This window comes from Rhodococcus sp. YH3-3 (assembly GCF_001653035.1).
Classification (GTDB): Bacteria; Actinomycetota; Actinomycetes; order Mycobacteriales; family Mycobacteriaceae; genus Rhodococcus_F; species Rhodococcus_F qingshengii.
Map to the genome: position 1 here is coordinate 2,034,771 of NZ_BCWH01000002.1, position 17,500 is coordinate 2,052,270.

Annotated in this window: 19 protein-coding genes (1 of these 19 running past the window's edge); 18 read left to right on the forward strand and 1 reads right to left on the reverse strand. The window is 62.8% G+C overall.

Features of this window, described 5'->3' with window-relative positions; genetic code table 11:
- The 17 genes from rho to YH3_RS22580 all read left to right on the forward strand — a co-directional run.
- Positions 1 to 1,421, forward strand: a 1,421-nt coding sequence (rho, locus tag YH3_RS22500) for a transcription termination factor Rho (RefSeq protein WP_064444079.1), incomplete at its 5' end; no start/stop codon positions are given.
- Between the two features lie 225 nt (positions 1,422 to 1,646).
- A complete protein-coding gene (gene rpmE, locus YH3_RS22505; protein WP_003941310.1) occupies positions 1,647 to 1,883 on the forward strand; it encodes a 50S ribosomal protein L31 in 237 nt (78 codons plus the stop codon).
- 146 nt (positions 1,884 to 2,029) lie between these two features.
- A complete protein-coding gene (gene prfA, locus YH3_RS22510; protein WP_003941341.1) occupies positions 2,030 to 3,109 on the forward strand; it encodes a peptide chain release factor 1 in 1,080 nt (359 codons plus the stop codon).
- Positions 3,110 to 3,186: 77 nt separating this feature from the next.
- Entirely contained in the window at positions 3,187 to 4,119 is a 933-nt protein-coding gene (prmC, locus tag YH3_RS22515; protein WP_030537333.1) for a peptide chain release factor N(5)-glutamine methyltransferase, read from the forward strand.
- Positions 4,116 to 4,778 carry an L-threonylcarbamoyladenylate synthase gene (locus YH3_RS22520; protein ID WP_003941345.1) on the forward strand — a complete coding sequence of 221 codons (663 nt, stop codon included), beginning with the start codon at positions 4,116 to 4,118 and terminating at the stop codon, positions 4,776 to 4,778. Before prmC ends, YH3_RS22520 begins: the two co-directional genes overlap by 4 nt.
- A 2-nt stretch (positions 4,779 to 4,780) precedes the next feature.
- Complete coding sequence (gene glyA / locus YH3_RS22525; protein WP_064444080.1) at positions 4,781 to 6,106, forward strand: serine hydroxymethyltransferase; 1,326 nt, start codon at positions 4,781 to 4,783, stop codon at positions 6,104 to 6,106.
- Positions 6,103 to 7,290, forward strand: coding sequence for a glycosyltransferase family 4 protein (locus tag YH3_RS22530; RefSeq protein ID WP_030537335.1), 1,188 nt, complete (start codon positions 6,103 to 6,105; stop codon positions 7,288 to 7,290). Before glyA ends, YH3_RS22530 begins: the two co-directional genes overlap by 4 nt.
- A 32-nt stretch (positions 7,291 to 7,322) precedes the next feature.
- Entirely contained in the window at positions 7,323 to 7,793 is a 471-nt protein-coding gene (locus YH3_RS22535) for a glycine zipper family protein (RefSeq protein WP_064444081.1), read from the forward strand.
- Positions 7,794 to 8,073: 280 nt separating this feature from the next.
- On the forward strand, positions 8,074 to 8,901 hold the full coding sequence (atpB, locus tag YH3_RS22540) for a F0F1 ATP synthase subunit A (protein ID WP_003941403.1): 828 nt from the start codon (positions 8,074 to 8,076) through the stop codon (positions 8,899 to 8,901).
- 83 nt (positions 8,902 to 8,984) lie between these two features.
- Entirely contained in the window at positions 8,985 to 9,227 is a 243-nt protein-coding gene (locus YH3_RS22545) for an ATP synthase F0 subunit C (protein WP_003941327.1), read from the forward strand.
- Positions 9,228 to 9,234: 7 nt separating this feature from the next.
- Positions 9,235 to 9,795 carry a F0F1 ATP synthase subunit B gene (locus tag YH3_RS22550; protein WP_003941337.1) on the forward strand — a complete coding sequence of 187 codons (561 nt, stop codon included), beginning with the start codon at positions 9,235 to 9,237 and terminating at the stop codon, positions 9,793 to 9,795.
- A gap of 5 nt (positions 9,796 to 9,800) precedes the next feature.
- Positions 9,801 to 10,625, forward strand: a complete 825-nt coding sequence (locus tag YH3_RS22555) for a F0F1 ATP synthase subunit delta (RefSeq protein WP_003941304.1) — start codon at positions 9,801 to 9,803, stop codon at positions 10,623 to 10,625.
- Positions 10,626 to 10,687: 62 nt separating this feature from the next.
- Positions 10,688 to 12,331: a F0F1 ATP synthase subunit alpha gene (atpA, locus tag YH3_RS22560; RefSeq protein ID WP_007726218.1), complete on the forward strand. Its 1,644-nt coding sequence runs from the start codon at positions 10,688 to 10,690 to the stop codon at positions 12,329 to 12,331.
- Positions 12,332 to 12,379: 48 nt separating this feature from the next.
- The gene (locus YH3_RS22565) at positions 12,380 to 13,363 is read left to right on the forward strand and encodes a F0F1 ATP synthase subunit gamma (RefSeq protein WP_003941320.1); all 984 of its coding nucleotides are present in this window, start codon (positions 12,380 to 12,382) and stop codon (positions 13,361 to 13,363) included.
- A 3-nt stretch (positions 13,364 to 13,366) separates the two neighbouring features.
- A complete protein-coding gene (atpD, locus tag YH3_RS22570) occupies positions 13,367 to 14,818 on the forward strand; it encodes a F0F1 ATP synthase subunit beta (protein WP_003941349.1) in 1,452 nt (483 codons plus the stop codon).
- 6 nt (positions 14,819 to 14,824) lie between these two features.
- Positions 14,825 to 15,193 carry a F0F1 ATP synthase subunit epsilon gene (locus YH3_RS22575; RefSeq protein ID WP_003941287.1) on the forward strand — a complete coding sequence of 123 codons (369 nt, stop codon included), beginning with the start codon at positions 14,825 to 14,827 and terminating at the stop codon, positions 15,191 to 15,193.
- A gap of 49 nt (positions 15,194 to 15,242) precedes the next feature.
- On the forward strand, positions 15,243 to 15,665 hold the full coding sequence (locus YH3_RS22580; protein ID WP_029255703.1) for a DUF2550 domain-containing protein: 423 nt from the start codon (positions 15,243 to 15,245) through the stop codon (positions 15,663 to 15,665).
- Positions 15,666 to 15,675: 10 nt separating this feature from the next.
- On the opposite strand, the gene YH3_RS22585 is transcribed toward YH3_RS22580, so the two are convergent.
- The gene (locus tag YH3_RS22585; RefSeq protein ID WP_003941362.1) at positions 15,676 to 16,248 is read right to left on the reverse strand and encodes a cob(I)yrinic acid a,c-diamide adenosyltransferase; all 573 of its coding nucleotides are present in this window, start codon (positions 16,246 to 16,248) and stop codon (positions 15,676 to 15,678) included.
- Between the two features lie 54 nt (positions 16,249 to 16,302).
- Between YH3_RS22585 and murA the strand changes: the two genes are divergently transcribed.
- Positions 16,303 to 17,500: the 5' portion of a UDP-N-acetylglucosamine 1-carboxyvinyltransferase gene (gene murA / locus YH3_RS22590; protein ID WP_064444082.1), read on the forward strand. It continues 62 nt past the right edge of the window; only the first 1,198 of its 1,260 coding nucleotides appear in the window; the start codon lies at positions 16,303 to 16,305; its stop codon lies beyond the right edge, outside the window.

Sequence of the window (17,500 nt, forward strand, 5' to 3'; positions counted from 1 at the left end):
AGGGCCAGCGCGACAACCAGGGCCAGCGGGACAACCAGGGCCAGCGTGAGAACCAGGGCAACCGGGGCAACCAGGATCGCCAGGACCGCCAGGACCGCGGCAATCAGAACAACGCCGGTCCTCGCACGGACAACCGCAACAACGGACCGGACGACGACGAAGAGGGTGGACGCGGACGCCGCGGACGCCGTTTCCGCGAGCGCCGTGGCCGTGGTCGCGATCGCGGTGAGGGTGGCGCACCCAACGATTCACGCGAGACCGAGATTCGTGAGGACGACGTCCTTCAGCCGGTCGCCGGCATCCTCGACGTCCTCGACAATTACGCCTTCGTGCGTACGTCCGGGTACCTCGCCGGTCCCAACGACGTCTACGTCTCCATGAACCTGATCCGCAAGAACGGCCTTCGCCGTGGCGACGCCATCACCGGTGCCGTCCGCGTCTCGCGTGACGGTGAGCAGGGCAGCCAGCGCCAGAAGTTCAACCCGCTGGTTCGCATCGACACGGTCAACGGCGGCGACGTCGAGGCCGCGAAGAAGCGCCCCGAGTTCAACAAGCTCACGCCGCTGTACCCGAACCAGCGTCTGCGCCTCGAGACCGAGCAGCACATTCTCACGACGCGTGTCATCGACCTGGTGATGCCCATCGGTAAGGGCCAGCGTGCCCTCATCGTCAGCCCGCCCAAGGCCGGTAAGACCAGCGTGTTGCAGGCGATCGCGAATGCGGTCGCCACCAACAATCCTGAGTGCTATCTGATGGTCATCCTCGTGGACGAGCGCCCCGAGGAAGTGACCGACATGCAGCGCAGCGTGAAGGGTGAGGTCATTTCCTCCACCTTCGACCGCCCGCCGGGAGATCACACCGCAGTTGCCGAGCTGGCAATCGAGCGTGCGAAGCGCCTGGTCGAGATGGGTAAGGACGTCGTCGTACTGCTCGACTCCATCACGCGTCTGGGTCGTGCGTACAACAACTCCTCGCCGGCGTCGGGACGCATCCTCTCCGGTGGTGTCGACTCGACGGCGCTCTACCCGCCGAAGCGTTTCCTCGGTGCTGCCCGCAACATCGAGAACGGTGGATCGCTCACCATCATCGCTACCGCAATGGTCGAGACCGGATCCACCGGCGACACCGTGATCTTCGAAGAGTTCAAGGGCACCGGCAACGCCGAGCTCAAGCTCGATCGCAAGATCGCCGAACGCCGCGTGTTCCCGGCCGTGGACGTCAACCCGTCCAGCACGCGTAAGGACGAGTTGCTCCTGAGCCCGGACGAAGCTGCGGTGCTGCACAAGCTCCGCCGCGTCCTGTCCGGTCTGGACTCGCATCAGGCCATCGATCTGCTGATCGATCGACTGAAGAAGAGCAAGAACAACCTCGAGTTCCTGATGCAGGTCTCCAAGACCGCACCGGGTGCGATCGACGACTGATCGACTCGACGTCAAAGGCCCACAACCAGCTGGTTGTGGGCCTTTTGCGTGGGCGGAACAAAACCGAGGGGCAGTGCGTTGACAACTTCGTACAGCCACCCCGAGGCGTGCGAGACGCGGATTATCCGGTGAGGTACCGCATCTGGCATACTGAACGGCCGAGTCCGGTTCCGGTTCACGATGTCGATTGGCGACGTCGACCCGGCGACCATTGAAAGGGACACCATGAAGGCAGGAATCCACCCAACCTACGTAGCGACCACCGTCGTCTGCGGTTGCGGTAACACGTTCGAGACCCACAGCACCAAGGAGTCCGGACGCATCAACGTCGAGGTTTGCTCGCAGTGCCACCCGTTCTACACGGGCAAGCAGAAGATTCTCGACACCGGTGGACGCGTCGCTCGCTTCGAGGCTCGCTACGGTAAGCGCGCAGACAGCAAGGTCCCGGCCACCGAGTCCTAGCTGTTCCGCCGACGCCCGATCTGCCATGCGCAGATCGGGCGTCGGCTTTTTTGTGCCTGCACTCGGTTTGCGCGTTTCCCGGGTCCCGGCGTCGAAATACCTTCAAGCGCGCACCGTAGGAATCGAAACTCAGAGCGGAGCGAACCATGGCAGGCGCAACCCAGCCCTCGGCCATCGACGACATCTTGGCGGAGCACGCCGGTCTCGAAGCACAGATGTCCGATCCGGCGCTGCACAACGACCCTGCCGCTGCCAGGCGCGTCGGTAAACGGTTCTCCGAGCTCTCGCCGATCATGTCGACGTACAACAAGCTCACCGCTGCGCAGGACGATCTGGAAGCCGCGCGCGAACTAGCCGCCGACGATTCCAGCTTCGCCGCCGAGATCCCCGATCTCGAAGCCGAGGTCGCGCAGCTCGAGCAGACGCTTACCGATCAGTTGGCGCCGCGTGATCCGCATGACGGCGACGACATCGTCCTCGAAGTGAAGTCCGGTGAGGGCGGCGAAGAATCCGCGCTCTTCGCCTCGGACCTGGCCCGCATGTACGTCCGCTACGCGGAACGGCATGGCTGGCGCGTCGAGATTCTCGACGCGACGGTCTCCGATCTCGGCGGATACAAGGAAGCCACGCTGTCGATCAAGAGCAAGTCGGACACCCCGGACGGAGTGTGGGCGCGGCTGAAGTTCGAGGGCGGCGTTCACCGCGTCCAACGAGTGCCTGTCACCGAATCCCAGGGACGCGTTCACACTTCGGCTGCCGGCGTTCTGGTCTACCCGGAGCCCGAAGAGGTCGAGCAGGTCCAGATCGACGAAAGTGACCTGCGTATCGACGTCTACCGTTCGTCCGGCAAGGGCGGTCAGGGCGTCAACACGACCGACTCTGCTGTCCGAATCACGCACCTTCCGACCGGCATCGTCGTCACCTGCCAGAACGAGCGTTCGCAGCTCCAGAACAAGGCGCGCGCCATGCAGGTCCTTGCAGCCCGTTTGCAGGTAGTCGCCGAGGAAGCCGCGGACGCTGAAGCGTCGGCAGGTCGCCAGAGTCAGGTTCGGACGGTGGACCGTTCGGAGCGCATCCGCACCTACAACTTCCCCGAGAACCGCATCACCGATCACCGCATCGGATTCAAGTCGCACAACCTCGACGCGGTGCTCGACGGTGAGCTCGACGCACTTCTCGATGCATTGGGCAAGGCGGACCGAGAGGCGCGTCTCGCGGCCGAGTAGATGCAGACCATGACTGACCTCCATCCCGCCGGGAACTCGGTGAACCGCGTGTCGGTCGAGCGTGGCAGGCTGTACCCGTGAGTCGACTTCCACTTCGTTTGGCGCTGATCGAAGCTGCAAAACAGCTCGACGCCGCAGGTGTGCCCAGCCCACGCACCGACGCCGAGTTGTTGGCATCCCACCTGCTCGGGGTCGAACGCACGCGTCTCGGGCTGATTCCGTTGGTCGATCCCGAGGTCATCGCGGCGTTCGACGAGTTGGTTGCGCAACGGGTGAAGCGGATTCCGTTGCAGCACATCATCGGAGTCGCGTCGATGGGCAACATCGACGTCGCTGTCGGGCCGGGTGTCTTCATTCCGCGGCCGGAAACCGAACTGCTCATGGGTTGGGCACTCTCGTTCCTCGAAGGTTGCGGAAGCAAGCCGCCGGTAGTTCTGGACCTGTGCACGGGATCGGGTGTACTCGCGCTGTCCATCGCCGAGGCCCGTCCGGACGCCGTCGTTCACGCCGTGGAGAAGGAGCCCGCCGCCCTGGCGTGGGCGCGTCGTAATGCTGCCGACCGCGAGGCCGCCGGTGATACACCGATCCATCTGCATCAGGGTGATGTCACCGATCGGAACCTGTTGCCAGGGCTCGAGGGCGGCGTCGATCTGGTCGTGTCCAATCCGCCGTACATCCCCGAAGGCGCGCAATTGCAGCCTGAGGTCATGGATTACGACCCACACACCGCACTGTTCGGCGGTACCGACGGTCTGTCCGTCATCAAACCCATGATCAGCAACATCGCACGGTGGCTTCGAATCGGCGGCGCGGCAGGCATCGAGCACGACGACACCAACGGGGACGGCGTCGCTGCGCTGTTCTCGGCACGCCGGGTATTCGGCGAGGTCGCGCAGCATCCAGATCTTGCCGGTCGTCCGCGATTCGTCGTCGCCAGACGTGTCGCCACCGACGTCGAAGCACAGCGGAATCGAACGCCCGAAGCGCAGAGTGAAAGGATGGCTGAGTGAGCACCGTGTACGACTGCAGTCAGACAGATTCCCGAACCGCAGGCTTGGCCGCCGCGAAGAACGCGCTCAAGGCCGGCCGACTCGTAGTTCTCCCTACCGACACCCTTTACGGACTCGCCGCCGACGCGTTCGACAGCGAAGCTGTCACGAGTCTGTTGCGCGCCAAGGGACGCGGGCGAGACATGCCCGTCCCGGTACTGGTCGGATCGTGGAACACCATCGACGGGCTCGTCTACAGCGTGCGCCCGCAGGCACGGGATCTGATCCGCGCGTTCTGGCCCGGCGGACTGAGCCTGGTCGTCGAGCAGGCGCCTTCACTTGCCTGGGACCTCGGTGATACCCGCGGAACCGTCATGCTCCGCATGCCTTTGCATCCGGTTGCCCTCGAATTGTTGCGCGATGTCGGACCGCTTGCCGTCTCGAGCGCCAACATTTCGGGGCGTCCGCCGGCAACTACCGTCGAGGAAGCCCGAGATCAGCTCGGCGGATCTGCCAGCGTGTATCTCGACGGGGGCAAGGCCGAACATGCCGTTGCTTCGACGATCGTCGACCTGACCGGCAATTCACCGCGTATCTTGCGAGTGGGTGCCGTCTCGGCAGAATCCATCGCCGAGGTATTGGGCACCAGTCCGGAAAGTCTCGTAGAGGGAGTTTCGTAACGATGGTCGGCGCCGGCGGCGAGCGCGCGGGGGAATCCACGTATTGGGGACCGGATTTCGGTGAGCTTGCCACGGCAGACCCCGAGATCGCGGCTGTTGCGCTGGCCGAACTCGAGCGTCAGCGCGACGGACTTCAACTCATCGCGAGCGAGAACTTCACCAGCCCTGCCGTACTGGCTGCCTTGGGTTCGACTCTGAGCAACAAGTACGCCGAGGGCTATCCGGGTCGGCGTTATTACGGCGGGTGCGAGTACGTCGACGTAGCCGAGAATCTGGCGATCGATCGGGCAAAGGCGCTGTTCGGCGCCGAGCACGTCAACGTCCAACCGCATTCGGGGGCCACTGCGAATCTCGCGGTGTACGCTGCATTCGCCAAGCCCGGCGACACCGTATTGGCGATGAGTCTGCCGCACGGTGGGCATCTGACTCACGGGTCTCGCGTCAGCTTTTCGGGGCAGTGGTTCACCACCGTTCCCTATCACGTCGATTCGGCCACCGAATTGATCGACTACGACGAGGTTCGCACCCTGGCTCTGGCGCACAAGCCGAAAATCATCGTCGCCGGCGCGACCGCGTACTCCCGCACCATCGACTTCGCAGCCTTCCGCTCGATCGCAGACGAGGTCGGTGCGATCCTGTGGGTCGACGCCGCCCACTTCATCGGACTCGTGGCAGGCCGGGCGATACCTTCGTGCGTTCCGTACGCCGACGTCGTCTCCGCGACGACGCACAAAGTCCTCAGAGGCCCGCGCGGCGGAATGATCCTGTGCCGCAGCGAGCATGCCTCGGCTGTAGATCGCGCGGTGTTCCCCTTCATTCAAGGCGGCCCGATGATGCATGCGATCGCCGGGAAAGCGGTTGCGTTCAAAGAGGCGTCGACGCCGGAATATCGTTGGTATGCACAGGAAGTGGTTGCCAACGCATCGGCGCTCGCGCTGTCGTTGGAAGCTCGCGGTCTGCGCACCGTGTCCGGTGGAACCGACACACATCTGGCGCTTCTCGACCTGCGCGCAAGCGGTGTCACCGGCGTCGACGTCGAGCGTAGGTGCGGACTGGCTTCGATCACGCTCAACAAGAACGCGATTCCGTTCGATCCGCAGTCGCCTGCCGTCACGTCCGGAATCCGCGTCGGGTCCGCGGCCGTGACGACCCAGGGTTTCAACCGCTCCGACATGAGCGTGGTGGGGGAGTTGATCGCGCGCGCAGTTGTCGCGGACCCCGCCACCACGTCAGGAGAGGCCGAGTTGGCAGCAGTTGCCGACGGCGTTCGCGAACTGGTCCGGGCAAAGCCTGCCTATGCCCGCCAGACGGGTGATCTCGAGCAGTGATCACTTCCTACGAGGCGACCACGTATCTGGCACAGGGTGGCGGGGGAGCGGGTGTTCCCATCCGTGAACTTTTGCTCGTGCTGTGTACGGCGGCGGTGGTGACCTACCTGGCGACTGGCGCAGTCCGGTTGTTGGCGCTGAGGTTCGGCGCTGTCGCGATTCCTCGTGATCGGGACGTTCACGTCGAGCCGATTCCGCGCCTCGGTGGCGTCGGAATGTATGTCGGCATGGCTGTCGGTCTGCTGTTTGCGCAGCAATTACCCGCGCTCACAAGAGGTTTCGGCTTCGGCAGTCCTGACGTACACGCTGCGCTCGTAGCTGGCGCCGTCATCGTCCTCGTGGGTGTGATCGACGACAGGTGGGGCCTCGACGCCCTCACCAAATTTGTCGGTCAGGTGACTGCTGCCGGCGTTCTCGTGGTGATGGGCGTCAGCTGGTTCATCATCTACAACCCGTTCGGCGGTGACGGTGGGTCCACCATCATCCTCGATCAGATTCAATCCGGACTGTTCACCGTTGCTGTTGCCGTCGCGACCATCAACGCCATGAATTTTGTCGACGGTCTCGACGGATTGGCCGCCGGGTTGGGGCTGATCGCGGCGCTCGCCATCCTCATCTTCTCGATCGGTCTTCTCCACGATCAGGGCGGCGACGCGAGTGTCTACCCGCCGGCGATGATCGCGGCGGCCTTGGCAGGCGCTTGTCTCGGTTTTCTTCCACACAACTTCAATCCAGCGCGCATTTTCATGGGCGATTCCGGGTCGATGTTGATCGGTCTCATGCTGGCCGCGATCTCCACCAGTGCATCCGGTCGTATTCCGCTCGCTGCTTACGGAACCCGCGACCTCGTCGGCCTCCTCGCGCCGTTGTTGCTGGTCGGGGCTGTGATGTTCATCCCGATGCTGGACATGCTCCTGGCCGTGATCCGCCGGACGAAAGCGGGCGTCAGTCCGTTCAGTCCGGACAAGATGCACCTGCATCATCGCCTCTTGCAGATCGGACACACGCACCGACGAGTTGTGCTGGTCATCTACCTGTGGGTCAGCGTCCTGGCGTTCGGTGCCGTCGGATCCTCGCTGCTCAATCGTCAGCTGGTTGTTGTACTCGTCGCGGCCGGTTTGGTTCTTGCGTTGTTCTTCACTGCGGTGCCTTCCCTTATCGATCGCAAGCAGCAGCGTCGCTAGCCAAGTTTTCCGATCCATTACCCTTGGGTATCGTGACGAACACGCCGCAGCCTGTACCTGCCTCGCAACCCATCCCTGATTCGACCGCCGCCATGAAGTCGGCCGTGAAGTGGGGTGTGATGGGGCTGATCGCGCTGGCCGTGGTCGGCGCGCTCCTGGGCGGGCTCTTCGCCGGTAAGGAAGGCGTCTACGGCGCTTTGATCGGCGCAGCCGTCGGCGGCGGGTTCATCCTGTTCACGGCGTTGGGCGTGCTGCTCACAGCGAAGCTGCCTGCGCTCACGGCCGGTGCCGTTCTACTCGGTACCTGGCTGCTGAAGATGATTCTCGCGATGGTGGTTCTCTTTGTCCTCTCGGACATGGATTTCTACAACAAGACCGCCCTCGTCCTGGTCATCATCATGTCGCTGGTCGTGGTGCTCGGTGCGGAGACTTACGGCGTCCTGGGAACCAAAACTACGTACGTCGATCCCACTCCCAGCAGCAACGTCGACGACGACGAGTAGTACTACAAGAGGTAACTAATCGGACTTCCAGGTACCCCATCTACACAATGTCGTAGATGACTTGATAAGGTTCGGTTCAAGCGAGAGCAATGGTGGGCCGAGTAACACTCAGCCGACGATGCCATGTGCTCGCAGGTGGTCGAAATTCTGACCACTGAGTCGACGAGAGTCGCCGACACCGACAGACGCCAGGCCCCTCTAGGGTTCTCCAGCTGCTGACGAATGCGCGAGTCGAACTTGTCGACTTGTAGATCGTCAATGTCCGATCGAACCGCAGTCAATGATGGCTGCGGACCGACTACGGGAGAGAACGCTGAGCGTCACCACCCTGGCCGCGGATGAATTCCATGCGCCGTCACTAGACGATTTTTTCCCGCCCTCCGTGTTGATTCACGCGGGCCCCTTCGAGCTCGACCGTCTGATGCTGATTCGTCTGCTGATGTCGGTGCTGGTCGCAGCCTTCTTCGTGATCGCAATGCGCAGCCCTCGACTGGTTCCCCGTGGACTGCAGAACGCAGCTGAGCTCGCGCTCGACTTCGTTCGTATCAACATCGCCGAGGAGATCCTGGGCAAGGAACAGGGCAAGCGCTTCCTGCCGGTCATCACGACGATCTTCTTCATCGTGGTCGCCAGCAACCTGGCCAGCGTCATTCCCTTCCTGAACATCTCGCCGAACGCACGAATCGGTATGCCGCTGGTACTCGCAGCGCTCGCCTACATCGTGTTCAACTACGTGGGAATCAAGAAGTACGGCTTCTTCAAGTACGTCAAGAGCAGCATCGTCGTTCCCGGCGTCCCGCTGCCCCTGCACTTCCTGTTGGTGCCCATCGAGTTCATCTCGACCTTCATCCTGCGCCCGTTCACGCTGATGGTTCGTCTCATGGCCAACATGTTGGCCGGCCACATCCTGCTGGTGCTGTTCTTCAGCGCGACGAACTACTTCTTCTTCGTGTCCGGCGGATTCCAGGCGATCTTCGGTGTTCCGTCGATCATTGCCGGTATCGCATTCACGTTCTTCGAGCTGCTGGTCATCTTCCTGCAGGCTTACGTGTTCGCGCTGCTGACCGCGGTGTACATCGATCTGGCGCTCCACGCCGACGAGCACTGACCTTTTACCTCCTCACCAGCTACACCAAGAACTGAGCCTCTTGCCGAATCCGGCGGAGGTCAACAGAAAGGGAATGGAACACCATGAGCATCGCTTACCTCGCTCAGGAAGTTGTCGAGACCAAGTCGCGCGGCTACGGAGCCATCGGCTACGGCCTCGCAGCAATCGGCCCCGGCATCGGCGTGGGCATCGTTGTGGGCAAGGCAATCGAAGGCATGGTCCGCCAGCCCGAGATGGCCGGCCAGGTTCGTACCACCATGTTCCTCGGTATTGCATTCACCGAGGCCCTCGCGCTGATCGGCCTCGTCGCCGGCTTCATCTTCTAAGACCGACATGGCAGCCACCATCGCAATTCTCGCGGCGGAGGGGACGACTGAACACAATCCCCTCATCCCCGAGACATACGACATCGTGTGGTCCGCGGTCGCGCTCGTAGTAGTTGGTTTCGTCTTCTGGAAGCTCGTTCTTCCGAAGTTCCAGAAGGTCTTGGCCGAACGCACCGAGCAGATCGAGGGCGGCATCAAGAAAGCCGAAGACGCACAGGCGGAGGCAGCAGCAGCGCTCGAGCAGTACCGCGCGCAGCTCGCCGAAGCTCGTACCGAGGCAGCGCAGATCCGTGAGGAAGCGCGTACCCAGGGTCAGCAGATCATCGCTGACATGAAGGTTCAGGCGCAGGACGAGAGCGACCGCATCGTGGCCGCAGGCCACAGCCAGCTCGTCGCCCAGCGTCAGCAGATCGTCGCTGAGCTCCGCTCGGATCTCGGCAAGACCGCTGTAGACCTGGCCGAGAAGGTCATCGGGGAGTCCCTCGCCGACGACGTGAAGCGCGCCGGAACGGTTGATCGTTTCCTCAACGAGCTCGACACCGTCAGCGCTGATTCAGCCAGGAAGTGAGCAACATGTACGCAGCGAGCCGTGAAGCCTTGGCGCAGACTCGTTCTGCGCTGAGCAGTGCCCTGGGCGCCGTCTCTGCAGGAGCCGCAACTGCTGCTTCTGCTCAGGCTGGGTCCGAGCTCTTCTCGGTGGTCGAGGTACTCGACGGCCAGCGCGCTCTTCGCAGCGCGCTGGCTGACGCTTCGGCACCGGCCGCTGGTCGCCAGGCTTTGGCAGAGCAGTTGTTCTCCGGAAAGGTCGGCGCCGAGGCGCTCGCCACCGTGAAGGCAGCTGCAGGCCAGGACTGGTCTGCGGCCCGCGACTTGGTCAACTCGCTCGAACTGCTCGGACGCGAAGCTCTGCTCCGCGCCGCAGCCGATCAGAGCCAGTTGGACACCGTTGAGGACGAGCTCTTCCGTCTCGGTCGCATCGTGGCAGGGGATCCCAGCCTGGAGCAGACGCTCTCGGATCTGTCGGTTCCCGCAGCCCGCAAGCGTGAGTTCCTCTCCCGCTTGCTCTACGGCAAGGTCACCGCGGTCACCGAGGCACTCGCCGGACAGGCTGTCGGCCGGTTGAAGTCTGCACCCGCAGACACTTTCGATCAGCTGTCGAATCTTGCCGCAGCGCAGCGCGATACCACCGTTGCTCACGTTCGCAGCGCCTCGGCGTTGAGCTCGGAGCAGTCGGATCGCTTGGCGAGCACTCTTACCCGCACCTACGGGAAGCCGGTAGCAGTGCACGTCGAGGTCGATCCAGAACTCCTCAGCGGCTTGGTCGTCCGGGTGGGCGACGAGGTTATCGACGGCAGCGCAGCGGGTCGACTCGCAGCACTGCGGAAGAACCTCAAGTAGTCCTTCAGCCGAACACATACTCCAGATCTTTTCGAAGACCAGACACCGAGAGCAGGAAAAACATGGCGGAGCTGACGATCTCCTCCGACGAGATCCGTAGCGCGATCGACAACTACACCGCGAGCTACTCCCCGGAGGCCTCCCGTGAGGAGGTCGGCACAGTGACCGACACCAGTGACGGCATTGCGCACGTCTCTGGCCTGCCTTCGGCTATGTCCAACGAGCTGTTGGAGTTCCCCGGTGGAATCGTCGGCGTCGCGCTCAACCTGGATGCCACCGAAATCGGTGCCGTCATCCTTGGCGATTACCAGAACATTCAAGAAGGCCAGGAAGTAAAGCGCACGGGCGACGTTCTGTCGGTTCCCGTCGGCGATGCTTTCCTCGGCCGCGTCATCGACCCGCTGGGTGCGCCCATCGACGGCCTCGGCGAGATCGAGAGCACCGAGAACCGTGCACTCGAGCTCCAGGCCGCTTCGGTGCTCGAGCGCCAGCCGGTCGAGGAGCCGCTCCAGACCGGTATCAAGGCTATCGACGCCATGACCCCGATCGGCCGCGGCCAGCGCCAGCTCATCATCGGCGACCGCAAGACCGGCAAGACCGCGGTCTGCATCGACGCCATCCTGAACCAGAAGGCCAACTGGGATTCCGGCGATGTCAACAAGCAGGTGCGCTGCATCTACGTTGCCATCGGTCAGAAGGGTTCCACCATCGCGGGCGTCAAGGCTGCCCTCGAGGAGAAGGGCGCGATGGAATACACCACCATCGTTGCTGCTCCGGCATCTGATTCCGCAGGCTTCAAGTGGCTCGCACCGTACACCGGCTCGGCCATCGGCCAGCACTGGATGTACCAGGGCAAGCACGTTCTGGTCGTGTTCGACGACCTGACCAAGCAGGCAGAGGCGTACCGCGCCATCTCGCTGCTGCTGCGTCGCCCGCCGGGACGCGAGGCTTACCCCGGTGACGTCTTCTACTTGCACTCCCGTCTGCTGGAGCGTTCGGCGAAGCTGTCCGACGCACTCGGCGGTGGCTCGCTGACGGCTCTGCCGATTATCGAGACCAAGGCGAACGACGTCTCGGCTTACATCCCGACCAACGTCATCTCCATCACCGACGGTCAGGTGTTCCTCGAGTCCGACCTGTTCAACAAGGGCGTTCGCCCCGCGATCAACGTCGGTATCTCGGTCTCCCGCGTCGGTGGCGCTGCACAGACCAAGGGCATGAAGAAGGTTTCCGGTTCGCTGCGTCTGGAACTGGCTCAGTTCCGTGAGCTCGAAGCGTTCTCCGCCTTCGCTTCCGACCTCGACGCTGCCTCCAAGGCTCAGCTCGAGCGCGGCGCCCGTCTGGTCGAGCTGCTCAAGCAGGATCAGTACAGCCCGATCCCCGTCGAGGACCAGATCGTCTCGATCTACCTGGCCGGCGAAGGCATCTTCGACAGCGTTCCGATCGGCGACGTCCGTCGCTTCGAGAAGGAACTGCTCGAAGACCTCAAGCACTCGGCTGCTGGCGTCTACTCCAGCATCAACGGCGGTAAGGCACTCGATGCCGACAACGCTGCTGAGCTGATCGCCGCGACGAACAAGTTCAAGGAAGGCTTCATCGCATCCGACGGAAGCCGGGTCGTGAACGAAGCCGAGGCTGACGCTTTGGGCGCCGACGAGGTCGCGAACGAGCAGATCAACGTCAAGCGCAAGACCGTCAGCAAGTGACGTACGCGCCCATGACACTGCGAATTCCGAAGGGAGAGTGATTGATCGATGGCGAGCATTCTCGAATTGCGGTCTCGTATCAAGTCGGTCAACTCGACCAAGAAGATCACCAAGGCACAGGAACTGATCGCGACTTCGCGTATCACCAAGGCTCAGATTCGCGTCGCCGCGTCCAAGCCGTATGCCGAGGAGATCACGAAGGTACTCACCGAATTGGCGAGTGCGTCTGCTTCGCTCGATCACCCGTTGCTCAACGAGCGTCCGGAGCCCAAGCGGGCAGCGGTCCTCGTTGTCACCAGTGACCGCGGCATGTGTGGTGGCTACAACTCCAACGTCCTCAAGCAGGCAGAAGAGCTCATGGCTCTCCTCCGCAGCGAGGGCAAGGAGCCGGTCGTGTACGTGCTCGGTTCCAAGGGGCTCGGCTACTACACGTTCCGCGGCCGCGACATCGGTGCTGCGTGGACGGGCTTCTCGCAGGATCCGGGTTACTCGGATGCCGCGAAGGCCAGCCGCCACCTGGTGGAGCTGTTCATGGCTGGTTCGGGTAACCAGGTTGCCGCTCCGAACGGTGAAGGCACGATCGAGGGCGTCGACGAACTCCATATCGTCTACACCCGCTTCGTGTCGATGCTGACGCAGACTCCCGAGGTTCGCCGTATGGCTCCTCTCGAGGTCTTCGTGTCGGAAGAGCGCATCGAACTCGGTGACGACATGCTGACCAACGGCCACGACGACGACCATGACAATGGCCCCGTCGCGGACTTCAGCTTCGAGCCCGAGCCCGAGAAGCTTCTCGGCGCTCTTCTCCCGAAGTACGTCAGCACTCGTATCTTCTCGTCGCTTCTCGATGCTGCGGCATCGGAGTCGGCAGCCCGTCGTACTGCCATGAAGGCCGCGACGGACAACGCAAACGAACTGGTGAACACGTTGAGCCGTCAGGCCAACCAGGCTCGCCAGGCCCAGATCACCCAGGAAATCAGCGAGATCGTCGGCGGCGCCAACGCGCTCGCCTCGAGCGCAGGAAGTGACTAGCACATGACCGCAGCAGTAACCGAAAACAACGGGGCAGGTTCGGCTTCGGCCGTAGCCGGCCGCGTCGTGCGGGTCATCGGTCCCGTCGTGGACGTTGAATTCCCGCGTGGCGCTGTTCCTGAACTGTTCAACGCCCTGAACGCCGAGATCACGCTTCCCTCGGTCGCCAAGACGCTGACGCTGGAGGTTGCACAGCACCTCGGTGACAACCTGGTCCGCACCGTCTCCATGCAGCCCACCGACGGACTCGTCCGCGGCACTGCAGTGACCGACTCGGGCAAGCCGATCTCGGTTCCCGTCGGTGACGTCGTCAAGGGCCACGTGTTCAACGCACTGGGCGATTGCCTCGACACCCCGGGCCTCGGCCGCGACGGCGAGCAGTGGGGAATCCACCGCAAGCCACCAGCCTTCGATCAGCTCGAAGGTAAGACCGAGATCCTCGAGACCGGCATCAAGGTCATCGACCTCCTCACCCCGTACGTCAAGGGTGGAAAGATCGGCCTGTTCGGTGGCGCCGGCGTCGGCAAGACCGTTCTGATCCAGGAAATGATCACGCGTATCGCTCGCGAGTTCTCGGGCACCTCGGTGTTCGCAGGCGTCGGTGAGCGTACCCGTGAGGGCACCGACCTCCACCTGGAAATGGAAGAGATGGGCGTCCTCCAGGACACCGCCCTTGTCTTCGGCCAGATGGACGAGCCGCCCGGAACGCGTATGCGCGTCGCCCTGTCCGCACTGACGATGGCGGAGTACTTCCGCGACGTTCAGGGCCAGGACGTTCTGCTGTTCATCGACAACATCTTCCGCTTCACGCAGGCAGGCTCCGAGGTTTCCACCCTCCTCGGCCGTATGCCTTCGGCAGTGGGCTACCAGCCCACGCTGGCGGACGAGATGGGTGAGCTCCAGGAGCGCATCACCTCGACCCGTGGTCGCTCGATCACCTCGCTGCAGGCTATTTACGTGCCCGCCGACGACTACACCGACCCCGCGCCGGCTACGACGTTCGCGCACCTCGATGCCACCACCGAGCTTTCGCGCCCGATTTCGCAGATGGGTATCTACCCCGCTGTGGATCCGCTGAGCTCGACCTCCCGCATCCTGGAGCCCGGCATCGTCGGTGCCGAGCACTTCCGCGTTGCCAACGAGGTCAAGCGCATCCTGCAGAAGTACAAGGAACTGCAGGACATCATCGCCATCCTCGGTATGGACGAGCTTCAGGAAGAGGACAAGGTCCTCGTCGGCCGCGCCCGTCGTATCCAGAAGTTCCTCGGCCAGAACTTCATCGTTGCCGAGAAGTTCACCGGTGAGCCCGGCTCCGTCGTGCCGCTCCGCGACACGATCGAAGCCTTCGACCGCGTCTGCAAGGGCGAGTTCGATCACCTGCCCGAGCAGGCATTCAACAGCTGCGGTGGACTCGACGACGTCGAGGCTGCAGCCAAGAAGATGGCCGGGAAGTAGTCCACGATGGCTGAGATGACCGTAGAACTCGTTGCCGTCGAGCAGCGCTTGTGGTCTGGTTCGGCGACGCTGGTCAGCGCTCAGACCACCGAGGGTGAAATCGGAATCATGCCTGGGCATGAGCCGGTCCTCGGCCAGCTGATCGAGGGCGGAACCGTGTCGATCACCTCGGTCGACGGCGAGCGTATCGTTGCTGCGGTACACGGAGGATTTCTCTCCGTCACTGCGACGACGGTGACGATCCTTGCCGAGTCCGCGGACATGGCACAGGACATCGACGTCGAGGCAGCCAAGGCTGTCTTGGCCGAGAACTCGGGCGACCTCGAAGCGATTGCGGTCGCCAAGGGTCAGCTCCGGGCCGTCGAGCGCGCGTAAGTTACTCGAGTAAAGCCGCGACGGGAGCCGACGAACAGTGACATTCGGAATGACTGTGTTGATCATTCTGGTTGTGCTGCTCGCGGTTCTCGTCGCGGCTTTTCTGTATCGTCTGCTGGTTCTGCGTCGCGGCGGTACCGCTGCACTGCTTCGTGTTCTGCCATCCCCGGGGGACAGCGGGTGGCGTCACGGAATCATTCGCTACGGCGAAAGCACCTTCGTCTTTTTCAAACTGTCGAGTCTGCGGCCGGGCCCGGACTCCAGGATTGATCGTCAAGGAATCGAGGTCGAGAGCCGTCGCTCTCCCTCGGGTACCGAATTCGACATCATGAGCGACGACATCGTCGTGGTCAAGGTCAACGACGGCTCGTCGGCCTACGAAATCGCTTTGGACAGTGGAGCATTGACAGCGTTCCTGTCCTGGGTGGAATCGCGGCCGGACGGGCGCGCCCGTAGGCGACGCACCGCCTGACCGGTTCCGCTCAAGCTCCGGCGCCGGGCTTCCAGAGCACATCGCCTTCAGGATTTGCCACTCTTCCCATGATGAAGAGCAGATCCGACAATCTGTTGAGGTATTTCGCGGGGAGCACGCTCGTGTCCTCCGGGTTCGCATCGATGGCGGACCAAGCCGCACGCTCCGCACGCCGCGAGACGGTTCTTGCTACGTGAAGCAGGGCTCCCAAGGCGGTACCGCCCGGCAGAATGAACGAATTCAACGGTGCCAGTTGCTCATTGAGCTCATCGCACCATCCTTCGAGTCGATCGATGTAGGACTGAGTCACTCGTAGCGGCGGGTACTTCGGGTTCTCGACCACGGGGGTGGACAAGTCGGCCCCTGCGTCGAAAAGGTCGTTCTGGATCTGGCGCAGCATTGCAAGGAGATTCTCCGGGGGAGTGCCGAGGGCAACGGCCACACCGATCGCTGCATTGGTCTCGTCGCAATCCGCGTAGGCGATCAGACGCGGATCGTTCTTGGACACGCGGGAAAAATCGCTGAGGCCCGTGGTCCCGTCGTCGCCGGTCCGGGTGTAGATCTTCGTCAGGTGAACAGACATAGGGCTACGGTACCGGCGCGGTGCCGACGAGGTTGTGGCTCTAGGCTGTGAACCGTGAGTGAGCACTTTCTTGTGACCGGGGGTAACCGCCTCGAAGGTGAAGTACTGGTGGGAGGGGCCAAGAACAGTGTGCTGAAGCTGATGGCCGCGGCGCTGTTGGCCGAAGGCACCACTGTCGTGACCAACTGCCCGGACATTCTCGACGTACCGCTGATGGCGGACGTTCTGCGAGGTCTGGGCTGCGAAGTCGAACTCGAAGATTCCGAAGTGCGGATCACTACGCCGGCCGAGCCGAAGTATCACGCTGACTTCGATGCGGTGAAACAGTTCCGAGCGTCAGTGTGTGTTCTCGGTCCGCTGGTCGCGCGTTGTCGACGCGCTGTTGTTGCCTTGCCTGGAGGTGACGCCATCGGTTCTCGGCCCCTCGACATGCACCAATCCGGGCTCCGCCTGTTGGGTGCGCGCAGCGAGATCGAACACGGATGTGTAGTTGCCGAGGCAGACGACCTGCATGGAGCGAACATCCGCCTGGTCTTCCCGTCTGTGGGTGCAACCGAGAACATCTTGATGGCAGCGGTCCTCGCCCGTGGTGAGACAGTGATCGACAACGCTGCACGTGAGCCCGAGATCGTGGATCTGTGCAACATGCTCAACGAGATGGGCGCCAAGGTATCTGGCGGCGGAAGTTCGACGCTCACCATTCAAGGCGTCCGCAAGTTGGAACCGACTATTCACCGCGTCATCGGTGACCGGATCGTTGCCGCAACATGGGGTGTCGCTGCCTCCATGACCAGGGGTGACGTCCGCGTTCGCGGGGTGAACCACAAGCATCTCGGACTGGTCCTCGACAAGCTTCGGACGGCCGGCGCGGAGGTGACTCCCGAGGTTGACGGTTTCCGCGTCATTCAGCGTGAACGGCCTAAAGCGGTCAATTTCGCAACATTGCCGTACCCCGGATTCCCGACCGACCTGCAGCCGATGGCAATCGGTTTGGCGGCGGTTGCCGTAGGCACGTCGATGATCACCGAGAACGTATTCGAATCGCGTTTCCGATTTGTCGAGGAAATGATCCGACTCGGCGCCGACGCCCGAACTGACGGTCACCATGCGGTGATCCGCGGAGTTCCGGTGTTGTCGAGTGCACCGGTGTGGTCTTCGGATATTCGGGCCGGCGCCGGGCTCGTGCTTGCGGGGTTGGTTGCGGACGGAACCACCGAAGTTCACGACATCTTCCACATCGACCGTGGGTACC